At 71.0% G+C, this 20,180-nt stretch carries 18 protein-coding genes and 5 tRNA genes; 12 read left to right on the top strand and 11 right to left on the bottom strand.

The features are described 5' to 3' along the window. Positions 1-22: 22 nt before the first annotated feature. Positions 23-529, bottom strand: coding sequence for a DUF4188 domain-containing protein (locus ACZ4Z2_RS33750; RefSeq protein ID WP_468081274.1), 507 nt, complete (start codon positions 527-529; stop codon positions 23-25). An 81-nt stretch (positions 530-610) separates the two neighbouring features. Between ACZ4Z2_RS33750 and ACZ4Z2_RS33755 the strand changes: the two genes are divergently transcribed. Continuing rightward, a complete protein-coding gene (locus ACZ4Z2_RS33755; protein WP_468081276.1) occupies positions 611-1,255 on the top strand; it encodes a MerR family transcriptional regulator in 645 nt (214 codons plus the stop codon). 52 nt (positions 1,256-1,307) lie between these two features. On the opposite strand, the gene ACZ4Z2_RS33760 is transcribed toward ACZ4Z2_RS33755, so the two are convergent. The 9 genes from ACZ4Z2_RS33760 to ACZ4Z2_RS33800 form a co-directional block, all read right to left on the bottom strand. After that, positions 1,308-1,380, bottom strand: a tRNA-Glu gene (locus ACZ4Z2_RS33760). A gap of 44 nt (positions 1,381-1,424) precedes the next feature. After that, positions 1,425-1,496: transfer RNA gene (locus ACZ4Z2_RS33765), tRNA-Gln, on the bottom strand. A gap of 20 nt (positions 1,497-1,516) precedes the next feature. Then, a tRNA-Glu gene (locus tag ACZ4Z2_RS33770) sits at positions 1,517-1,589 on the bottom strand. A gap of 62 nt (positions 1,590-1,651) precedes the next feature. Continuing rightward, positions 1,652-1,724 (bottom strand) — tRNA-Glu (locus ACZ4Z2_RS33775). A gap of 39 nt (positions 1,725-1,763) precedes the next feature. Then, positions 1,764-1,835 (bottom strand) — tRNA-Gln (locus tag ACZ4Z2_RS33780). Positions 1,836-1,925: 90 nt separating this feature from the next. Then, positions 1,926-2,654, bottom strand: a complete 729-nt coding sequence (locus ACZ4Z2_RS33785) for an HAD family hydrolase (protein WP_468081277.1) — start codon at positions 2,652-2,654, stop codon at positions 1,926-1,928. A 93-nt stretch (positions 2,655-2,747) separates the two neighbouring features. Further along, positions 2,748-4,223 carry a glutamate--tRNA ligase gene (gltX, locus tag ACZ4Z2_RS33790; RefSeq protein WP_468081278.1) on the bottom strand — a complete coding sequence of 492 codons (1,476 nt, stop codon included), beginning with the start codon at positions 4,221-4,223 and terminating at the stop codon, positions 2,748-2,750. Further along, complete coding sequence (locus tag ACZ4Z2_RS33795; RefSeq protein ID WP_468081280.1) at positions 4,216-5,010, bottom strand: fumarylacetoacetate hydrolase family protein; 795 nt, start codon at positions 5,008-5,010, stop codon at positions 4,216-4,218. Before ACZ4Z2_RS33795 ends, gltX begins: the two co-directional genes overlap by 8 nt. Before the next feature lie 254 nt (positions 5,011-5,264). Continuing rightward, positions 5,265-5,444: a hypothetical protein gene (locus tag ACZ4Z2_RS33800; RefSeq protein ID WP_468081281.1), complete on the bottom strand. Its 180-nt coding sequence runs from the start codon at positions 5,442-5,444 to the stop codon at positions 5,265-5,267. 602 nt (positions 5,445-6,046) lie between these two features. On the opposite strand from ACZ4Z2_RS33800, the gene ACZ4Z2_RS33805 reads away from it, so the two are divergent. The 10 genes from ACZ4Z2_RS33805 to ACZ4Z2_RS33850 all read left to right on the top strand — a co-directional run bounded on the left by ACZ4Z2_RS33805 (position 6,047) and on the right by ACZ4Z2_RS33850 (position 18,374). Then, on the top strand, positions 6,047-9,955 hold the full coding sequence (locus tag ACZ4Z2_RS33805; protein WP_468081282.1) for a sensor histidine kinase: 3,909 nt from the start codon (positions 6,047-6,049) through the stop codon (positions 9,953-9,955). A gap of 9 nt (positions 9,956-9,964) precedes the next feature. Next, the gene (locus tag ACZ4Z2_RS33810) at positions 9,965-10,378 is read left to right on the top strand and encodes a roadblock/LC7 domain-containing protein (RefSeq protein ID WP_003973453.1); all 414 of its coding nucleotides are present in this window, start codon (positions 9,965-9,967) and stop codon (positions 10,376-10,378) included. Positions 10,379-10,489: 111 nt separating this feature from the next. Further along, positions 10,490-10,888: a DUF742 domain-containing protein gene (locus ACZ4Z2_RS33815; protein ID WP_009314205.1), complete on the top strand. Its 399-nt coding sequence runs from the start codon at positions 10,490-10,492 to the stop codon at positions 10,886-10,888. After that, the gene (locus ACZ4Z2_RS33820) at positions 10,869-11,444 is read left to right on the top strand and encodes a GTP-binding protein (protein ID WP_123541182.1); all 576 of its coding nucleotides are present in this window, start codon (positions 10,869-10,871) and stop codon (positions 11,442-11,444) included. Before ACZ4Z2_RS33815 ends, ACZ4Z2_RS33820 begins: the two co-directional genes overlap by 20 nt. A 398-nt stretch (positions 11,445-11,842) precedes the next feature. Beyond that, on the top strand, positions 11,843-15,058 hold the full coding sequence (locus tag ACZ4Z2_RS33825) for a sensor histidine kinase (RefSeq protein WP_468081284.1): 3,216 nt from the start codon (positions 11,843-11,845) through the stop codon (positions 15,056-15,058). Positions 15,059-15,068: 10 nt separating this feature from the next. Further along, complete coding sequence (locus ACZ4Z2_RS33830) at positions 15,069-15,482, top strand: roadblock/LC7 domain-containing protein (protein ID WP_004983065.1); 414 nt, start codon at positions 15,069-15,071, stop codon at positions 15,480-15,482. A gap of 98 nt (positions 15,483-15,580) precedes the next feature. Further along, positions 15,581-16,150: a DUF742 domain-containing protein gene (locus tag ACZ4Z2_RS33835; RefSeq protein ID WP_055515379.1), complete on the top strand. Its 570-nt coding sequence runs from the start codon at positions 15,581-15,583 to the stop codon at positions 16,148-16,150. Next, positions 16,131-16,712 (top strand): GTP-binding protein, encoded by a 582-nt coding sequence (locus ACZ4Z2_RS33840; protein WP_009314218.1) that lies wholly within the window; start codon positions 16,131-16,133, stop codon positions 16,710-16,712. The genes ACZ4Z2_RS33835 and ACZ4Z2_RS33840 overlap by 20 nt, the downstream gene beginning before the upstream one ends. Positions 16,713-16,894: 182 nt before the next feature. Further along, on the top strand, positions 16,895-17,908 hold the full coding sequence (locus ACZ4Z2_RS33845; protein WP_468081285.1) for a serine/threonine-protein kinase: 1,014 nt from the start codon (positions 16,895-16,897) through the stop codon (positions 17,906-17,908). Continuing rightward, on the top strand, positions 17,898-18,374 hold the full coding sequence (locus ACZ4Z2_RS33850) for a YbjN domain-containing protein (protein ID WP_468081287.1): 477 nt from the start codon (positions 17,898-17,900) through the stop codon (positions 18,372-18,374). Before ACZ4Z2_RS33845 ends, ACZ4Z2_RS33850 begins: the two co-directional genes overlap by 11 nt. A 978-nt stretch (positions 18,375-19,352) precedes the next feature. Here the strand turns inward: ACZ4Z2_RS33850 and ACZ4Z2_RS33855 are convergent. Next, positions 19,353-19,574 (bottom strand): hypothetical protein, encoded by a 222-nt coding sequence (locus ACZ4Z2_RS33855; protein WP_468081288.1) that lies wholly within the window; start codon positions 19,572-19,574, stop codon positions 19,353-19,355. Between the two features lie 280 nt (positions 19,575-19,854). Here ACZ4Z2_RS33855 and ACZ4Z2_RS33860 point away from each other — a divergent pair, with 280 nt between their 5' ends. Further along, the gene (locus tag ACZ4Z2_RS33860) at positions 19,855-20,169 is read left to right on the top strand and encodes a hypothetical protein (protein ID WP_468081289.1); all 315 of its coding nucleotides are present in this window, start codon (positions 19,855-19,857) and stop codon (positions 20,167-20,169) included. Positions 20,170-20,180 lie beyond the last annotated feature (11 nt).

Below are 20,180 nucleotides of genomic sequence, written 5' to 3' on the forward strand. Positions count from 1 at the left end.
CCGGGTCGTCCGCGCCCTCCCGTCAGGCGTCCACCCGCCGGTGGGCCAACCGCTCCTTCGCGGACCGCCCCCGCTTATCGACCGGCAGCACCCCCGTGGCCGCCGCGAGACCGAAGGCCGGCATGTTCGCGTAGATCGACTCGTACGACCCCTCCGGCACGACGTACGTCTCGTGCCAGAGCCCCACGTGTCCGCGGCCCTTGCCCTTGCGCTCCCTGCGGTTCATCGCCGCCCACGCCACACGGTGGAACGCGTCGGGCGCGTGCGCGTACCCGTAGAGCTTCTCCTTGGACTCCCAGTACTGGACGACGTAGTACGTGCGCGGCGAGGCCGTGAGCAGGACGGCGTTCAGCAGCCCCCGGCCCGGGTCCGCGCGCAGCTCGCGCAGCATCCGGGGCATCGCGGCCAGCACCGGCAGCCAGTGGTGGACGGCCCAGAAGTGGTTGATGCGCACGCCGATGAGCAGGACCACGACGTCCCCCTCGGCGGCAGCGGTGGTGCGTCCGGCGACGACCGTCTTTCCCTTCATGACTCCCCCTTGTTGGTGAGCGGCACTATCCGACCTCTCATGCTTGGATAGTGGCACTTTCCAAGAAGGGGCGCAAGAGAGATGCGGTTGGCGGAGTTGAGCGCACGCAGCGGGGTGTCCACCGCGACGATCAAGTACTACCTGCGCGAAGGGCTGTTGGCGCCGGGCCGGCAGATCAACGCGACGACGGCGGAGTACGACGAGGGGCATCTGCGCCGGCTGCGACTGGTACGGGCGTTGATCCAGGTGGGGCGGGTGCCGGTGGCGAGCGCCCGGGAGGTGCTCAAGCACGTCGACGACGAGTCGCTGGGCCGTACGATCCGTCTCGGCGCGGCCCTGTGGGCGCTCCCGCAGGCCCCGGACCCGGACGAGGAGGACCCGGCCACGGTGGCCGCGGCAGCGGAGGTGGACCGGCTGCTGCGGAGGCTGGGCTGGGACGCGGCGCGGGAGATCGGCGCGCTCTCCCCCGTGCACCGCTCCCTGGTGGCCCTGGTGGCCACGCAGATCCGGCTGGGGTATCCGTGCGACGCCGAAACCATGGGCCCCTACGCCGAGTTGATGCACCAGGCGGCGGCGCGGGATCTGGACCGGATGGAGACGTACGAGTCCGACACGGAGATGGTCGAGTCGGCGGTCTCGTCGGCGGTGCTGTTCGAGCCCGTGCTGCGGGCCCTGCACCGGCTGGCCCAGGAGGAGGAGTCGGCCCGGCGGTACGGCTTCGAGTGAGCGGGGGCACACGACGAAGGCCCTCCGCCGAAGCGAAGGGCCTTCTGTGAGGTACCCCCGACCGGATTCGAACCGGCGCTACCGCCTTGAGAGGGCGGCGTGCTAGGCCGCTACACAACGGGGGCGTGGAGCCTGCAGGCGTTCAGTACTACATCGCCGCAGGTCCGAGCTGGTCTACCTGGACTCGAACCAAGACTAACTGAACCAGAATCAGTCGTGCTGCCAATTACACCATAGACCAATGTGGTTTAGACCAGTCAGTACCCCCGACCGGATTCGAACCGGCGCTACCGCCTTGAGAGGGCGGCGTGCTAGGCCGCTACACAACGGGGGCCCTAGCGATCCTGCATCGAAGGGAGAGGGTGCGACCCGAACTCTCCTCGCGGGAAGGATCTGTACCCCCGACCGGATTCGAACCGGCGCTACTGCCTTGAGAGGGCAGCGTGCTAGGCCGCTACACAACGGGGGCTTGCGGATGAGATCCGCTGGCGCAGATAAGCTCTGCGAGCTGGCCTACCTGGACTCGAACCAAGACTAACTGAACCAGAATCAGTCGTGCTGCCAATTACACCATAGGCCACTGGAACGCAAGCCCCTGAGGGGATCTTGTTCTAGCTTGCGCTTCCGGTTCCGGCCTTTCGGCCCGCTCCCCGGCGGCGCAGAAAGAACATTACCCGAAGGTGGACGGCGCTCCAAAACGAGTATCCGAGCCGAGGATCGCGGGGAGTTCGGCGAGGGTGGCGATGCGGTGCGGTCCGACCGGCGGGTCCACCGTCGCGTAGAGGCCGCCGCGGTCGATCCAGACCGACAGCAGACCCGCCTCGGCGGCGCCCTGTCCGTCGATCTCCGGGTGATCGCCGACGTACGCGACCTCGCCCGGGGGCAGGTCCAGGGACTCGCAGGCGGCGTGGAACGCCTCGGCCGCCGGTTTGTGGACGCCCAGCTGCTCGGCGCACAGGACCGTCTCGAAGCGGTCCCACACACCGAGGGCCCGCAGCTTGCGCTCCTGCACGGGGAGGCTGGAGTTGGACAGGACCGCGTGCCGGTGGGTCGCGGCGAGCGCGTCCAGGACGGGCAGGACGTCCGGGAAGAGCGACCAGGCCCGCTCGTAGTGGACGATGTAGCGCTCGAACCAGGCGTCGGCCTCGGCGTCGGTCAGCGGTTCGCCGTGGAAGTCCCGCACCCGGTCGCGCCGGGTGGCCTCCCAGTCGCCCTGCCCCGCCGCGTACCGCCGCCAGTGCAGGCTCGTGAGTTCCCGCCAGCGGTCGAGGGCCTCCTCGACGGTGCCGAACCGGCGCAGCCCCTCGGCCGCCAGGTGCGCCCGCATTCCGGTGCGGTCGGCCGTGGTGTAGTCGAAGAGGGTGTCGTCGACGTCCCAGACCACGGCCTTGATGCTCATGGTCCGACGGTAGCCCGAGGCCGGCCGTCCTGTCCGGCGGATGACGAAGGGGCGGCACCCGGGGTCCCGGGTGCCGCCCCTCGCACATCGGCGTTACGCGGCCAGCTTGGCCAGGGCCGCGTCGATGCGGGCCAGGGTCTTCTCCTTGCCCAGGATCTCCAGGGACTCGAAGAGGGGCAGGCCGACCGTGCGGCCGGTGACGGCCACGCGGACCGGGGCCTGGGCCTTGCCGAGCTTGAGCCCGTGGGCCTCGCCGGCGGCCAGGACGGCCTCCTTGAGGGACTCGGCCGAGGCCCAGTCGGCGGACTCCAGCTTCTCCCTCGCGGTGCGCAGCAGGGCGTCGGAGCCCTCCTTCATCGCCTTCGTCCAGGACGCCTCGTCCTCGACCGGCTCCGGAAGGAACAGGAAGTCGACGTTCTCGGTGATCTCCGAGAGGACCTTGAGGCGGGTCTGCGCGTGCGGGGCGATGGCCTGCCACTTGGCCTCGTCGAAGTCCTCCGGGGCCCAGGGGGCGAAGGGGGCCTTCAGCCAGGGGGCGCAGCGCTCGGTGAAGTCCGTCACGCTCAGCATGCGGATGTGGTCCGCGTTGATCGCCTCGGCCTTCTTCAGGTCGAAGCGGGCCGGGTTGGGGTTCACGTCCGCGACGTCGAAGGCGGCGACCATCTCCTCGATCGTGAAGATGTCCTTGTCCGCGGAGAGGGACCAGCCGAGGAGCGAGAGGTAGTTCAGCAGGCCCTCGGGGAGGAAGCCGCGCTCCCGGTAGAGGTTCAGGCTGGACTGCGGGTCGCGCTTGGAGAGCTTCTTGTTGCCCTCGCCCATCACGTACGGCAGGTGGCCGAAGGAGGGGATCTCCTTGGCGACGCCCAGGTCGATCAGCGCCTTGTAGAGCGCGATCTGACGCGGCGTGGAGGAGAGGAGGTCCTCGCCGCGCAGGACGTGGGTGATCTCCATGAGGGCGTCGTCGACCGGGTTGACCAGCGTGTACAGCGGGGCGCCGTTGGCACGGACGATGCCGTAGTCCGGCACGTTCTCCGGGGTGAAGGTCAGCTCGCCGCGGACCAGGTCGGTGAAGGTGATCGTCTCGTCGGGCATCCGGAAGCGGACGATCGGCTCGCGGCCCTCGGCCTCGTACTGGGCCTTCTGCTCGGGCGTGACCTCGCGGCACTTGCCGTCGTAGCCGGAGGGGCGGCCCGCGGCGCGGGCGGCGTCACGGCGCTCCTCCAGCTCGGAGGCGGTGCAGTAGCAGTAGTACGCGTGACCGGCGTCCAGGAGCTTCCCGGCGATCTCCGTGTAGGTCTCCATGCGCTGCGACTGGCGGTACGGCGCGTGCGGGCCGCCGACCTCGGGGCCCTCGTCCCAGGTGAAGCCCAGCCAGCGCAGCGAGTCCAGGAGCTGCTCGTAGGACTCCTCGGAGTCGCGGGCCGCGTCGGTGTCCTCGATGCGGAAGACGAACGTGCCGCCGGTGTGGCGGGCGAACGCCCAGTTGAACAGGGCCGTGCGGACCAGACCCACATGGGGGTTGCCGGTCGGGGACGGACAGAAACGTACGCGGACGGAGCCGTTAGCCACGCTTGATCACCTTGTTGGTGAGAGTGCCGATGCCTTCGATGGTGACGGCGACCTCGTCGCCGACGTTGAGGGGGCCGACCCCTGCGGGGGTGCCCGTGAGGATGACGTCGCCCGGGAGCAGTGTCATGGCCTCGGTGATGTTGACGATCAGGTCCTCGATGGAGTGGATCATCTCGCTCGTACGGCCGAGCTGGCGTTGGGCGCCGTTGACCGTGAGCTGGATGGTCAGGTCCGAGGGGTCCAGTTCGGTCTCGACCCAGGGGCCGAGCGGGCAGGACGTGTCGAAGCCCTTGGCCCTGGCCCACTGCTTCTCGCGCCGCTGGACGTCACGGGCGGTGATGTCGTTGGCGCAGGTGTAACCGAAGATCACGTCCTTGACGCGTTCACGGGGGACCTCGCGGCACATCCGGCCGATGACCACGGCGAGCTCGGCCTCGTGGTGGAGTTCCTCGGAGAAGGCCGGGTACTGGATCTCGTCGCCGTGACCGATCACCGAGGTGGCCGGCTTGAAGAAGGCGAACGGGGCGTCGGGGACCTCGTTGCCGAGTTCGCGGGCGTGCTCGGCGTAGTTGCGGCCGAAGGCCACGACCTTGTTGGGGAGCACCGGCGGCAGCAGCCTGACCCGTGTCCTCGAATCAAGCGGGGCCAGTGGGACCTTCGTCCCGGAGAGCTCGAAGTCCGCGAACGGGATGCCCTTGATGATGTCGAGGACGAGCTCGTCCGGCTTGTCGCCCTCGACCGCTCCGAAGGCTACGTTCCCGTCGATGGAGAACCTGGCGATGCGCACGGGATCCTCGCGCCCCTTAACTGAGCTGGCTGGAGTCTGACGCTCCAGGCTAACGCGGCAAGGGGGGCCCGCCTCGCGCATTGGTCGGGGACGCGGCCGCCGCGCCCATGCGAAAGGGCGCCCTGGTCGCGCTGCCGGGCGCCCTCTGTGCGCGTACCGCCGGGGCGGTGTTCCTCGTTCCCGTCTCACAGAATCCGTTCGGAGCGCGTCCCTGGTGAGCGCGGGACGGATTCCGTGCGTACTTGAGCGTGCGACTACTCGGTGGCCTGGGCGGGGACCTTCATCAGGACCGTCCGGCGGGGGTTGGCGGTCTGGGAAGGGAGGTCGACGGAGTGCTCCTGCTCCGGCGTGCGCAGCTCCTCGGCGTCGGCGAGGTGGGCCAGCGTGGTGCGCCGGGGGTTGGCTATCGTGCGGAACATCGTCGTCGTCTTCACTGTTGTCCTGGACCTCGTCGTGAAAGGCGCCGGGACGGGCCGCAAGGGCCGCCCCACAAGCGCGGGTTGTCGGATTCGCCATCCCTGTAAAGCGTCAGGCTAAACATCCGATTCCCGGGCCGGGGCGGGAAGAAGGCATGATCACCGTGTGAGTTTGCTCACCTAGTCATGGGCAAAACGGGCAATTCGGATTCTCCCCCCACCCTGACAAAACGGACATCAGCCAACTGAATCAGGCATTCCGCTCCTGATCATGGCGACTGGGACACCCCCCTCGTGCCCCTGTATCGCGGGAGTTTGCCCGCTTTGCTGCCCATTGGCCTCCACATCCGGTGACTCACTCCTCACGCGCTGTCACTGTGAACAGACCGTTATCCGTTGGCCTTGTTGCAGATCCGGCACTGTGCTGGAATTCCACGGACCGCCGCAGGATCGTGCCGGCGCGCAGGGGCGCAAAGCAGCGCCGGGCGGCGGCGGAAGGGGGAGCCAGCGCCGGTCACTCACGACCACAAACAGGGGACGTAATTCAGGGCGCCCCCAAGACGCCGACACCGTCCCGCCGTTCATTCGGTGGGGCGCCTGGTCCAGAGGTTGCGACGCTAGTGCAGGGACGTTTCAAGAGGGATGGCAGCGCTTCGGCGGAGCCGGAGCCACACAACGGAGCCGGTAACGGTTCCTCCCCCCAGCACGCCCAGAACCCGGGTCCGGCGGAGATCGGCGACGGCGGTGAGCGCTCCGGGCGCACCGGCGCGTCTGCTCCCCCCGCGCAGCCCGGCAAGCCCAAGGGCGGCGACAAGGCCGGGACGACCGGTCCCGGTTCACGAATAGCCCTGCGCAACTGGCGCATCTCCACCCGTCTCGTCTCGCTGCTCGCGCTCCCCGTGGTGGCGGCGACCTCGCTCGGCGCGCTGCGCATCGGCGACAACGTGGACGACATCCAGCAGCTCGACAACATGCGGCTGCTGACCGACATGACCAAGCAGGCGACGGAGCTCGCCAACGCCCTGCAGAACGAGCGCGACCTCTCCGCCGGTCCGCTCGCGCACGGTCTGAGCGCCTCCGACTTCACGGTCAAGGGCGCCCGCGAGAAGACCGACCAGGCCCGCGTGCAGTTCGCCGACGCGACCCAGGAGGCGGACAGCTCCAGCACCGCCGAGAACCTCCCCGGCGTCCGCGACAGCCTCGTCCGCGTGGTGCGTGAGCTGAACAACCTCAACAGCATCCGCAACAAGGCCTACGCCGACCCGAAGAACTCCACGCAGACGGTCGAGGCGTACCACCGTCTGATCACCCAGCTGCTGGAACTCTCCCAGGACATGGCGGAGGCCACCAGCAACCCGGACATGATCAAGCGCACCCGCGCCCTGGCCGCGTTCTCGTCGGCCAAGGAGTACGCGTCGGTGCAGCGCGCGGTCATCGCGGCGGCCCTGCCGGAGAACAAGGACAAGTTCGGCACCCTCTCCGAGAACGACCGGCTCTACGCGAGCTCGGCGCTGGCGAACGAGGAGTCCGACCGCACGGCCTTCTCCGACATCTACGGCGACGGCGCCGAGGTGCTGACCAAGCCGATCGACGACGCGAGCCCCACCATCGAGGCGTCCGACATCTACGCGGACCGGGTGCTCGCGAGCGCCGGCGGTCTGCGCGGTCAGGACAAGCGCTCGTACAAGGACTGGATCGACGGCTCGACGGCCGAGCTCGAGCAGATGAAGAAGATCGAGGGCACGCTCCTCGAGGAGATGGAGCAGACCGCCCGTACGCTCCGCGCGGACGCCGAGCAAGAGGCGATCATCTCCGGTGCGCTCATCCTGCTCGTCCTCGGTGTCTCGCTGGTCGGCGCGTTCGTCGTGGCCCGCTCCATGATCCGCTCGCTGCGCCGGCTGCAGGACACGGCGACCAAGGTCGCCCAGGACCGGCTGCCCGAGCTGGTCAAGCAGCTGTCGGAGTCGGACCCGCAGGACGTCGACACCTCCGTCGAGTCCGTCGGTGTGCACTCCCGGGACGAGATCGGCCAGGTGGCCGCGGCCTTCGACGACGTGCACCGCGAGGCGGTCCGCCTCGCCGCCGAGCAGGCCCTCCTGCGGGGCAACGTCAACGCGATGTTCACCAACCTCTCGCGTCGCTCCCAGGGCCTCATCCAGCGTCAGCTGTCGCTCATCTCCGAACTGGAGTCCCGCGAGGCCGACCCGGACCAGCTGTCCTCCCTGTTCAAGCTCGACCACCTCGCCACCCGCATGCGCCGTAACGGCGAGAACCTCCTCGTTCTCGCCGGTGAGGAGCCCGGCCGCCGCTGGACCCGTCCGGTCCCGCTGGTCGACGTGCTCCGCGCCGCCGCCTCCGAGGTGGAGCAGTACGAGCGCATCGAACTGGCCGCCGTGCCGACCACCGAAGTGGCCGGCCGCGTCGTCAACGACCTCGTGCACCTGCTCGCCGAGCTGCTCGAGAACGCGACCTCGTTCTCCTCGCCGCAGACCAAGGTCAAGGTCACCGGTCACGCGCTGCCCGACGGGCGGGTGCTGATCGAGATCCACGACACCGGTATCGGCCTCTCCCCCGAGGACCTCGCGGCGATCAACGAGCGGCTCGCCTCGCCGCCCACCGTGGACGTCTCGGTCTCCCGCCGCATGGGTCTGTTCGTGGTCGGTCGTCTGTCGCAGCGCCACGGCATCCGCATCCAGCTGCGTCCGTCCGACTCGGGCGGTACGACCGCGCTGGTCATGCTCCCCGTGGACGTGGCGCAGGGCAACAAGAAGCCGGCCCCCGGCAAGCCCGGCCAGGGCGGCCCCGCCGCCGGTGGCCCCGCCGCCGCGCAGGCCGCGGCCGGTGTCGCCGCCGCGCGCCGCCAGGCCGGCCAGTCGGGTCCGCCGCTCGGCGGTGGCCCCTCCGGTGGCGGTCTGCTCGGTGGTGCCCCGCAGCGCGGGCAGGTGGGTGCCGGTCAGGGTCCGCGTGCCGCGCTTCCCGGCAACCCCAGCGGCCCGGGCAACCCCGGTGGCCAGCGTGGGCCGCAGAGTGGTCCGCCGATGCCCGCGCAGGGCGGTCGGCCGGCTCCGGCGGGTGCCGGTGCCGGTGCGTTCGGCGGCGGTCAGGCCCCCGGTGCTCCCCAGGGCCTCCAGGCCGCCGGGACCGGTGGTCCCGACACCAGGAACTTCGAGAACTTCGACGACTCCGGGCGCCAGGGCGGCTTCGCCGGCGGCGGCTCGGGGCTGCGTCCTGGCGGCAGCTTCGGTGACGGCGGCGCGCCGCGTCAGGGCGGCTCCGGTGACAGCGGTCCCGGTGCCGTGCCCCCGAAGCAGGGCAAGGAGCGTTCCGGCAGGCGCCGGCCGCAGCTGCCCGGCCGTGGTGGCCCGCGCGCCGAGCTGCCCGGCGGCAACGCCCCGCGCACGCCGAGCTGGAGCGACGAGAACGCCCAGCCGCCGGTGCCGCGCGCCTCGCTGGACGCCCCGCGCGGCCACGACGAGCAGCCCGACGTCACGGCGCCGATGCCGCGGGTCGACCCGAACCAGGGTCCGGCCTCGACCTCGCAGTTCCCGCGCCCCGACTACGACGCCCAGGGCGCCGGACAGAACGGCGGCGGATCCTTCGTGCGCCCCGACGTGTTCGGCGGGGCCGGCGCCCCGCCGGCGCCGGGCGGTCCGTCCCACGGCGGCTCCGCGGACTCCTCGTCCACCGGTCGGTTCGCCACGGCGGGCTACGACGGCTCCGGCACGGGCCAGTTCCCCGTCCCGAACCGGCAGAACCCGCAGAACCCGCAGAACAGCGGCCAGTACAACGCCCCGGAGCGGGCGAACGGCCAGGACACCGGTCAGTTCGGCGTCCTCGGACGGCAGAACGGACAGGGCGCCGGGCAGTACGACCCCTCCGGTCGGCAGAACCCGCAGGACACCGGTCAGTTCGAGCGTCCGCAGGTCAACGGCGAGAACTTCGGCGGGCCGCGCCAGCAGCAGCGTCCCCCGATGCCCCCGCAGCGCCCCGGGCGCCCGCAGGAGCCGGAGGCGCTGCCGCCGGCCCCGGGCCCGGGTGACGGCCGTACCCCGCTGTACGACACGCTGGAGACCAACTGGTTCCACGGTCAGGGCGGCCAGAACGGGCAGCACGGCCAGGGTGGCCAGCAGCCGCAGCGGCAGCCGGGCAACGGCATGGCCCCGCAGCGGTCCGTCCCGGCCCCCGAGACCCCGGCCGCTCCCCAGCGGTCGGCGGCACCCGCCGCGCCGGCGTCCACCGCCTGGCGCAGCACCCCCAATGACGACCTGGTCCGCCAGGCCGAACGCGTCCGTCAGCCGTCGGCGGGCGGGGTCACCACCTCCGGCCTGCCTCGTCGGGTCCCGCGCGCCAACCTCGTGCCGGGCACGGCTCAGCAGCAACAGCACCAAAGCGGTCCGCAGGTCTCGCGTGCGCCTGACGACGTACGCGGCCGGCTGACCAATCTCCGTCGGGGTATCGCGCAGGGTCGTCAGGTCGGCAACGGCCAGACCGGCAGCTTCCCGAACCCCACTCACCAGCAGGAGCGTTAGTTGAGCCAGATGAGCCAGGCGGCACAGAACCTCAACTGGTTGATCACCAACTTCGTGGACAACACCCCCGGGGTGTCCCACACCGTCGTCGTGTCCGCCGACGGTCTCCTCCTGGCGATGTCGGAAGGGTTCCCGCGCGATCGTGCCGACCAGCTCGCGGCCGTCGCCTCCGGGCTGACCTCGCTCACGGCCGGGGCGTCCCGGATCTTCGAGGGCGGGAACGTGGCCCAGACGGTGGTCGAGATGGAGCGCGGCTTCCTCTTCCTCATGTCCGTCTCGGACGGCTCGTCCCTGGCCGTCCTGGCCCACCCCGAGTGCGACATCGGCCTCGTCGGCTACGAGATGGCGCTGCTCGTCGACCGGGCGGGCGCGGTGCTCACACCCGACCTGCGCGCCGAACTCCAAGGCAGTCTGCTCCACTGACGCCTGCGGATCCAGAGAACTCACCACATCACCGTCCGGCCGACACAGTCCCCCCACCGGCCCCCGTCAGACGGCACGACTGACCGACTTGCTGTCCCGCTCGGAGGATCAATGACCCCGCCCACCGCTCCTCACGATCCGTACGCAGAGCCGTACGGAGACGAGGGCGACCAGCCGCTGGTTCGGCCGTACGCCATGACCGGTGGCCGGACGCGGCCGCGTTACCAGCTCGCCCTCGAGGCGCTGATCAGCACGACGGCAGACCCCGCCCACCTGATGGGGCTGCTCCCCGAGCACCAGCGGATCTGCCACCTCTGCCACGAGGTCAAGTCGGTGGCCGAGGTGTCGGCCCTGCTGTCCATGCCGCTCGGTGTGGCACGGATCCTCGTCGCGGACCTCGCGGAGGCCGGACTCGTCGCGATCCACCAGCCCGGTGGCGACGAGAACGCCGGTGGCGCGCCGGACGTGACTCTGCTGGAAAGGGTGCTCAGTGGACTTCGCAAGCTCTGACCAGGGTCGGGCCACCACCTCCGCGAAGATCGTGGTGGCCGGTGGCTTCGGCGTCGGCAAGACCACGTTCGTGGGTGCCGTCTCCGAGATCAACCCGCTGCGCACCGAGGCCGTCATGACCTCCGCGTCCGCGGGGATCGACGATCTGACCCACACCGGGGACAAGACCACCACCACGGTGGCCATGGACTTCGGCCGTATCACGCTCGACCAGGACCTGATCCTCTACCTGTTCGGCACCCCCGGCCAGGACCGGTTCTGGTTCATGTGGGACGACCTGGTCCGCGGTGCCATCGGCGCCGTCGTGCTGGTCGACACCCGTCGTCTCGCCGACTGCTTCCCCGCGGTCGACTACTTCGAGAACAGCGGGCTGCCGTTCGTCATCGCGCTCAACGGCTTCGACGGGCAGCAGCCGTACACGCCGGACGAGGTGCGTGAGGCGCTGCAGATCGGGCCCGACACCCCGATCATCACGACCGACGCCCGTCACCGCGCGGATGCGAAGAGTGCGCTGATCACGCTGGTCGAGCACGCGCTCATGGCCCGACTGCGCTAGGGACACGGCGCGGAAACACCGCGCTCGGCCCCAAAATACGACTCAAGTCCACAACTTCATACGGCAGTTGTCGTAGATACACCGATGCCGACTGTGTCGTTTGACACGGTCGGCTTCGGTGTTCATAACGTTTCGACAGAGAAATAGGGTGGTACGACCACGCGTCGCGGTCGATCGGTGCCGCTGCGCTCACAATGCCCCCGCTTTTTGCCGGGGCTCGCTCTGTATGACCGTTTTATCTGGGACTTACATCACGCGGAATCGTTGCCTCCCGGTGTTTGGAAGTGCGCAACGTGACGTGCTGGAATGCCTGAACTGCCCAATAGTCAAAGACGTACTAGGGCGTGGAGTCACCCGCGGCACGACGTAGGTGCCGGCGCCGAGAGGTTGTTGGTCGAGTGAGGCGAAGCAAGAAAGGTCCCGAGCCGTCGGCGCGGGGCAACTTCACCCCGCCGCCGCGCGGAGCGGCACCCGCACAAGTGACCGGACCGGAGCCGACGGCAGCTCCCGCGCCCAGCGGAAGTCGTCTCTCCCCTCGCAACTGGCGGGTGCCCACCCGTCTGAACGCGATCCTGCTCATCCCCGTGCTGGTCGGCCTCGTCATGGGCGGCTTCCAGGTGAAGAGCTCGATCAACACCTGGCAGGAGGCCCGCGACGCCGAGAAGGTGGCCAAGATCGTGGCCGCCGCCGGCGTGTACGCCGAGGCCCTGCTCAATGAGCGGGACCTCTCCGCCGAGCCGCTCCTCCAGGGCAAGCGGGACAGCGACATCGTCAAGGACGCCCGCGCCTTCACCGACGAGAAGGCCGACGCCTTCCACACCGAGGTCCAGGGGATGCCCTCCGGCCAGGGCCTGGAGCGCCGTCTCCGCCTGGTCGAGGAGGCCGAGCCGCAGCTCGACAAGATCCGGCAGACCGCGTTCACCCGCGCCGCCGACCCCGTGCAGACCGAGGAGGGCTACGTCGCCGTCGAGCACCTCCTGATGGAGTTCTCGAACGAGCTCGGCCTCGGCACCGGCAACGTCACCGCCTACGGCCGTTCGGTCTACGCGATCGCCCTCGCCAAGGGCGCCGCCTCCCTCCAGCGCGCGATCGGCATGCACCTGCTGGTCCGCCCGAGCGAGGACCAGGCGACCTTCCGCCGTCAGCTCACCGCCTTCACCTCGTACGCCTACCTCGAGAACGTCGCCATCCAGGAGTACGTCTCGGGTGGTACCGAGGCGGATGCCGCCCGGCTCCAGCAGGTCCTCGAGCAGAAGGAGGAGGAGGGCAAGAAGCAGGTCACCGACGCCGCGGCCGCGGCCAAGGCCAAGGGGCAGGACTTCACCCCGCCGCCCTCCTCCATGCTCAAGATGATCGAGGCGATAGGCAGCGGCCGGTCGCCCGACGAGCTGAAGGCCCAGGGCATCACCCCGGCCACCTGGATGGCCGCCTCCACCCTCAAGTTCGAGGGGTACAGCGAGGTCGAGACCGAGCTGATCAACCGCGCGGTGGAAGAGGCCGGCACGATCGCCTCCGACGCCCAGCGCGACGCCTACATCAACGGCGCGATCGTCGTGGTCGCCCTGCTCGCCGCGTTCATCATCGCCGGGATCATGGCCCGCCAGATGAGCCGCTCGATGCGCCAGCTGCGCAACGCCGCCTTCGGCATCGCCGAGCAGCGGCTGCCGATGCTGGTCGACCAGCTCTCGCGCACCGACCCCGGCCGGGTCGACACCCGGGTCGCGCCGATCCCGATCACCACCACGGACGAGATCGGCGAGGTCGCCCGCGCGTTCGACCAGGTCCACCGTGAGGCCGTCCGGCTCGCCGCCGAGCAGGCCCTGCTGCGGGGCAACATCAACGCGATCTTCACCAACCTCTCGCGCCGCAACCAGTCGCTGATCGAGGGCCAGCTGACGCTGATCACCGACCTGGAGAACAACGAGGCCGACCCGGACCAGCTGGAGAACCTCTTCAAGCTGGACCACCTCGCCACCCGTATGCGCCGCAACGGCGAGAACCTCCTCGTCCTCGCCGGCGAGGAGCCCGGCCGCCGCTGGGACCAGCCGGTCCCGCTGATCGACGTGCTGCGCGCCGCCTCCTCCGAGGTGGAGCAGTACGAGCGCATCGAGCTGTCCGGTGTCCCGGAGGCCGAGATCCACGGCCGCGCCGTCACCGACCTCGTGCACCTGCTGGCCGAGCTGCTGGAGAACGCCACCACGTTCTCCTCCCCGCAGACGAAGGTCCGTGTCACCGCGACCCGTCTCCCCGACGGCCGCGTGATGATCGAGATCCACGACAAGGGCATCGGCCTCACCGCCGAGGACTTCGCGGACATCAACCACAAGCTGGCCAACCCGCCGACCGTGGACGCCGCGATCTCCCAGCGCATGGGCCTGTTCGTGGTCGGCCGGCTCTCGGACCGGCACGGCATCCGCGTCCAGCTCCGCCCCTCGGGCGAGCAGGCCGGCACGACCTCGCTGGTCATGCTCCCGGACGTCATCACTCACGGTGGCGGCGGCGAGCAGCAGCCGCAGGCGGACCAGTTCACGGTCTCCCAGATCATCCCGGAGCAGCACGCGTTCCAGCAGCAGGGCGCCCCGATGCGCACCGCCGCGGAGCTGGGCTTCGACGACAGCCGCTACGAGATACCCGACGACATCCGAGAGCTGGACCCGGTGGGCCGCTCCCTGATGCGCGAGGAGCGTCGTGCGGCCCTGGAGGCCCAGGCGCACGGTCAGAACCCGCAGGCGGCCATCGAGGCCCCCCGCTACGGCGACGACTTCCAGGCGCCCGAGCCGTCCTACGACAACGGCGCGACGGCCTATGTGGACCAGCAGCGGGCCTACGACCAGCAGACGGCGTACGAGCAGCCGCAGCAGCCGTCGTACGACGAGGCGTACTTCGGCCAGGGCGGCCCCGCGCAGAACGGCAACGGCGTTCCGCAGGGCGGGAACGACATGTTCTCCGCTAACGGCGGTTACCCGGAGCCCGCCTATGCGGAGCCCGCGCAGGAGGAGCAGGCCCCGGCGGGCCAGGAGACCTACTCGGGCTTCGAGGAGCCGTCCTATCAGGACGACTGGCCGCAGCAGCAGGACTACCAGAGCCCCTACCGCTCCGAGTACGCTCCGGAACCGGAATCTTCGCAGGCCGCTGACGTGAAGGAGCCGGACCGCGTAGGCTTCGACCGTCCGGGATCCATCCCCTCCGCCGGCCACGCGCTGACCGACGCCGGCCTCCCCCGCCGCGGGTCCACCGCGAGCGCGGGCGGCACGAGCGCGGGCGCCGTGAACGGACGACAGGATGTGTCCCAGGAGCAGCCGACGACCGGGGGGCCGAACGGCGACTGGCGCTCGGCCAACGACGAGCGCTGGCAGCAGGCGTCCCAGTTGAAGAAGCCGAAGGCGGGCGGGGTCACCTCCTCCGGCCTGCCGCGGCGGGTACCCAAGGCCAATCTGGTCGAGGGGGCCGCCACGGCGACCCCGCAGGGAGGTCCACAGATCTCCCGCGCTCCCGAGGACGTCCGGGGCAGGCTGAGCAACCTGCGCCGGGGTGTCCAGCGAGGGCGCAACGCAGGCAGTGAAACGAACGGCCAGGGCTTCGGTCCTGACAGCACCTACAACCAGGAGCGTTAGTGTGAGCCCGATGAGCCAGGCGGCACAGAACCTGAACTGGTTGATCACCAACTTCGTGGACAACACCCCCGGGGTGTCCCACACGGTGGTGGTCTCCGCCGACGGACTCCTTCTGGCGATGTCCGAAGGGTTTCCGCGCGACCGAGCCGACCAGCTGGCGGCCGTCGCGTCGGGTCTGACCTCTCTGACCGCGGGTGCCTCCCGCATTTTCGAAGGTGGCAGCGTCAATCAGACGGTTGTGGAGATGGAGCGGGGATTCCTGTTCATCATGTCCATTTCCGACGGTTCCTCGCTCGCCGTTCTCGCACATCCGGAGGCCGACATCGGCCTCATCGGGTACGAGATGGCCCTGCTGGTGGACCGTGCCGGCACGGTCCTGACGCCCGATCTTCGTGCGGAGCTCCAGGGCAGCCTGCTCAACTAACAGTCAGACGGTGCGTTTTGGCGTCCCGGGGCCGTAAGGTTTCGGGACGCGGCTTCCAATGAGCCATGGATGCCAGCACAGTCGGAGGAGGAGAGAACGTGGCAACACCCCCAGGCGGTTCATCGTCGGGCAACTGGTCCTACCCTGGCCAGGGGCCGGGCCAGGGTGACCAGAATCGGTACAACTTCCCCTCCGCACCGAGCCGCCAGCAGCCGTACGCACCGCAGGGCCCCGGCCCTTCGCCGTACGACCAGCCGCCGGCGCCGCGCATCCAGCCGGTACAGCCGCAGCGCCGCAGCCCCGAGCCGTCTCCCGCGGGAGGGGCGAGCAACCCCCTGGTGCGCCCGTACGCCATGACGGGCGGCCGCACCAGGCCGCGCTACCAGCTCGCCATCGAGGCGCTGGTGCACACCACCGCGCAGCCGCACCAGATGCAGGGCCAACTGCCCGAGCATCAGCGGATCTGCAACCTCTGCCGGGAGATCAAGTCGGTGGCCGAGATCTCGGCCCTGCTGACGATCCCTCTCGGCGTGGCCAGGATCCTCGTCGCCGACTTGGCGGAGGCGGGCCTGGTCGCCATTCATCAGCCCGGCGGCGACGAGAACGCCGGCGGCCAGCCAGACGTGACACTGCTCGAAAGGGTGCTCAGTGGACTTCGCAAGCTCTAGCGGCGGTCCTTCCCGCTCCACCACCTCAGCGAAGATCGTGGTGGCGGGTGGCTTCGGCGTGGGCAAGACCACGTTCGTCGGGGCCGTCTCGGAGATCAACCCGCTGCGTACCGAGGCCGTGATGACGTCCGCTTCCGCGGGCATCGACGACCTCACCCACACCGGAGACAAGACGACGACCACCGTCGCCATGGACTTCGGCCGTATCACCCTGGACCAGGACCTGATCCTGTACCTGTTCGGCACCCCCGGCCAGGACCGGTTCTGGTTCATGTGGGACGACCTGGTGCGTGGCGCCATCGGCGCGATCGTCCTCGTCGACACCCGCCGTCTCGCCGACTGCTTCCCCGCGGTCGACTACTTCGAGAACAGCGGGCTGCCCTTCGTCATCGCCCTGAACGGCTTCGACGGACAGCAGCCGTACAACCCGGACGAGGTCCGGGAGGCCCTGCAGATCGGGCCCGACACCCCGATCATCACGACGGACGCGCGGCACCGGGCCGACGCGAAGTCGGCGCTGATCACTCTGGTCGAGCACGCGCTGATGGCGCGCCTGCGGTAGGAGCCGCTCCCCCGCCGAGGCCCCGAAAGCCGCGTTCTCCCGTATGTCCGGGAGAGCGCGGCTTTTGTCGTACTAACAGCAAATCCATCCACTCGGTGTGTGCTGTCGGGTACGTTGAGCGACCTGCGGCGCGACGACAGGTCAGGGTGACGGCTGTCGGCGCCGGGAACATCGGGGGACGCATGGACTTGCCCGGCGGTATGACACGGGTGGGGCGGTACACGGTCGTCGGTCTGCTCGGCGGCGGGGGCATGGGCACGGTCTATCTGTGCCGCACGCCCGGTGGGCAGCGCCTGGCGGTCAAGGTCATCCGCCCGGACCTCGCCGGGCAGAGCGAGTTACGGCTGCGCTTCGAGCGCGAGGTGGCCGCGCTCCGCGAGGTGAACTGCCCCTACACCGTGCCGGTGTACGACGCGGAGACCCGGACGGCCCCGTTGTGGCTCGCCACCCGCTATGTGGACGGGCCCACCCTGGCCCTACGGGTCCGCGAGCAGGGACCGCTTCCCGCCGGGCTCGTCCGACGGTTCGGTCTGATGCTGGCCGAGGCGCTCGCCACGGTGCACGAACGCGGAGTGATCCACCGCGACCTCAAGCCCAGCAACATCGTCCTGGAGGGCGACGAGCCCCGGCTCATCGACTTCGGCATCGCCAGGTCGGCGGCCGAGGCGAGCGGACTCACCGCTCCGGGCGCCGTCCTGGGCACCGCCGGGTTCATGGCCCCCGAGCAGCTCGGGGGGCACCGGCCCACGCCCGCGGTCGACGTCTTCGCCCTCGGCGCGGTCCTCACCCAGGCGGCGACCGGCCGTGCGCCGTTCGGCACCGGCCGGGAGGCCAACCGCAGGATCCTCAGCGCCGCCCCGCCCGACCTCGACGGGGTGCCCGCGGACCTCGCGCGGCTGATCACCGCGTGCCTCTCCTACGCTCCCCGCGCCCGGCCCACGCCCCTTGAGCTGATGACCGCCCTGACCGCTCTGGCCGGTCTCGCGGACGTCCCGACCCGGCCGCGGCACGCGCCCCCGCCGAGCGGCCACCGACCGCACGCGGCTCCGGCGCCGAAGCCGCCGCACCGGTGCCACGCGCCGGGGCCGCCGGAGCCGGGCGGCGGCTGTGCGCTGCGGACCGCGGCCGTCCGGCTGCTGGAGGCGGGACTGACCCAGGAACTCATCCGGAAGGCACTCGCGCACCATGACCGCTGACCCCCTTGTCCCCCTGAGCGACGGCTGGGAGGCGCTGGCCCGCACCTGGGCACGGCGGCGCGGCGCCCGGGTCACCGCCGAACACGGCGCGCTCAGCGTCGACATCGCGGCCGGCCAGGGCCCCGGACCGGCGCTCGTCGTGGACTTCAACCAGGCCGGCGGGACGATCGTGGTCATCGTCACGGACGGCACCCTCGTGCCACCCGACCGGGTCGCTCCGACCGCCGCGGCGGCCACCGCCTGGAACGCCCGTGAGGTGACCCCCACCGCCGTGCTCGGCTACGACCGCACCGAACTCCCGCTGCTCTCGGCCGTGTCGACGCTGCCGCTTCCGGCGCACATGACCCCGGCCGGCTTCGACGCGACGCTGGACGCGGTGCTGGAGCGAGCGGCCCGGCTGCTCGCGGAGTGCCGGGACCTGGGACACACCCTGCGGTCGGCCGACGACCTGGCCGCACGGGGGTGAGCCGGTGCATCTCGTGTTCCAGACACTCATGGCGACGCTGCTGGCGCTGATCACGGTGGTGATGGCACTGATCTGGGTCACCCGCGGCCGCCCCGCCCGCCCCGCCCGCCGCCCGGCGAGGGGGCGCAGGGAGGGGAACGGGGAGCGGCGCAGGCAAGGGAACAGGAAGGGGCAGGGCGCGGGGAGCGGTCAGGGGCCCGAGGGTCGCGGCGAGGCGAGCGGTCAAGGGTCCGAGGGCCGCGGCGAGGGAGGTCGTCGGACCCGGCGGCGGGACAGGCGGGCGGACCGACGGGCGGACCGTGGGGGTCACGGCGGCGGTCGCACCCCGTCCGCCGGGCCCGACCGCCCTCGTCGGGGCAACCGCCCGGGGCGGGGGACGACCGACCGTCGGCTGCGCACCGATATGCGCCGGCTGCTCGGCCTCCCCGGGCGGCTACTGGAGTGGTCGGGCGTGGCACTGGCTCAATGGGCCCAGGCTGATCCGGAGCGAGGGAAGCGCGGCGGCTCGGGTGACCAGGACGGTTCGGGTGCCCCGGGTGGTTCGGGTGACCCGGGTGGTTCGGGTGGCCAGGGTGGTTCGGGTGAGTGCGGCGGCTCGGGTGAGACGGAAGGTGCTGAGGAGGTCGCCGCCATCGCGGGACGCGGCCCGGCCGAGGAGGGCGCGGGCATCGAGAGGCAGGGCCCGTTCGAGGCGGGCGGTACGTTCGAGGGGCGCGGCCCGCTGGAGGCGCACAGCCAGGGTGAGGGGAACGGCACGCCCGGTGGGCCGGGGCGGCGTCACGCATCCGGGCGGCTCGGGGAACCGGCCGGAGAGGGGCGAGCGCAGAGCCCTGCGGATCTCCCCGGGCTCCCGGTGCTTCCGCGGCTCCCGGGACACGGCAGGGAGCGGGCGGCCTCGAACCGGCCGGCCCTGTCGGCGCGCGAGCACCCGTACAGGTCGTCGGCCGCGCCGTACGGGCCGTCGTCGGTCCGGCCCGATCACACGGAACCCTCCGCCGCCTCCGACACCCGGCCCCCCTCCCCCGCGCCGCTCACGCCCCGCTCCACGTCCACCCCTCGGTCGTCGACCGCACCCGGCTCACCGCCCGACTCCGCCTCACCTGCCGGCCCCGGCTCACCGACCAGCCCCGCCGCACCGACCGGCCCCGGCTCACCGACCAGCCCCGCCGCACCGACCGGCGCCACCTCGGCGGCGCCCATGCCTCCGGCGCCATCCGACACCACCGTGTCGCCCAAGTCGCCCGCCGCTCCGGGGGCTTGCGCACCGCCGGGTGTGTCGCGCCTGCCCGGCTCCACCGAACCCCCCGGCCTCACCGGCCTCTCCGATCCCTCCGCTCCACCGGGCGACTCCCTCCCACCAGGTGGCGCCGTCCCACCCGGTGACTCCCTCCCACCACGTGACTGCCGCCCGCCCGGTGACTCCGTCCCGCCCGGATCCGGCGGGCGCCCGTCGGGGCGGACATCCGGGCGGGAGCCGGCGGTGGCCGAGGACGCGTCCCCGGCGCGGCCGGGTGTGGGGGTGGAGGGCTCCGGACCGGCGTGGGACGAGGCGTCCGGCGGTGAAACGCCCACCCTCTACCTCGGCTCGGGCAGCAGGATCGCGACCGCGGTCACCTGGTTGCGTCCGCAGGGATACGTGGAGTGGGAGGGCGTCCTGCGCCGTGCCCACTGGCACGGGCCCGCGGACGCGTTCCCGCAGCCCGGCAGCCCCGTCCGGATCAAGGTCACGGAGGCGGACGCGGACGCGGACCCGCTGTCCGATCCGCCGGTGCTGGTCGCCCGCCCGCTCCGCTGACCCCTTCCGTC

The organism is Streptomyces sp. NPDC030183 (genome assembly GCF_055573455.1).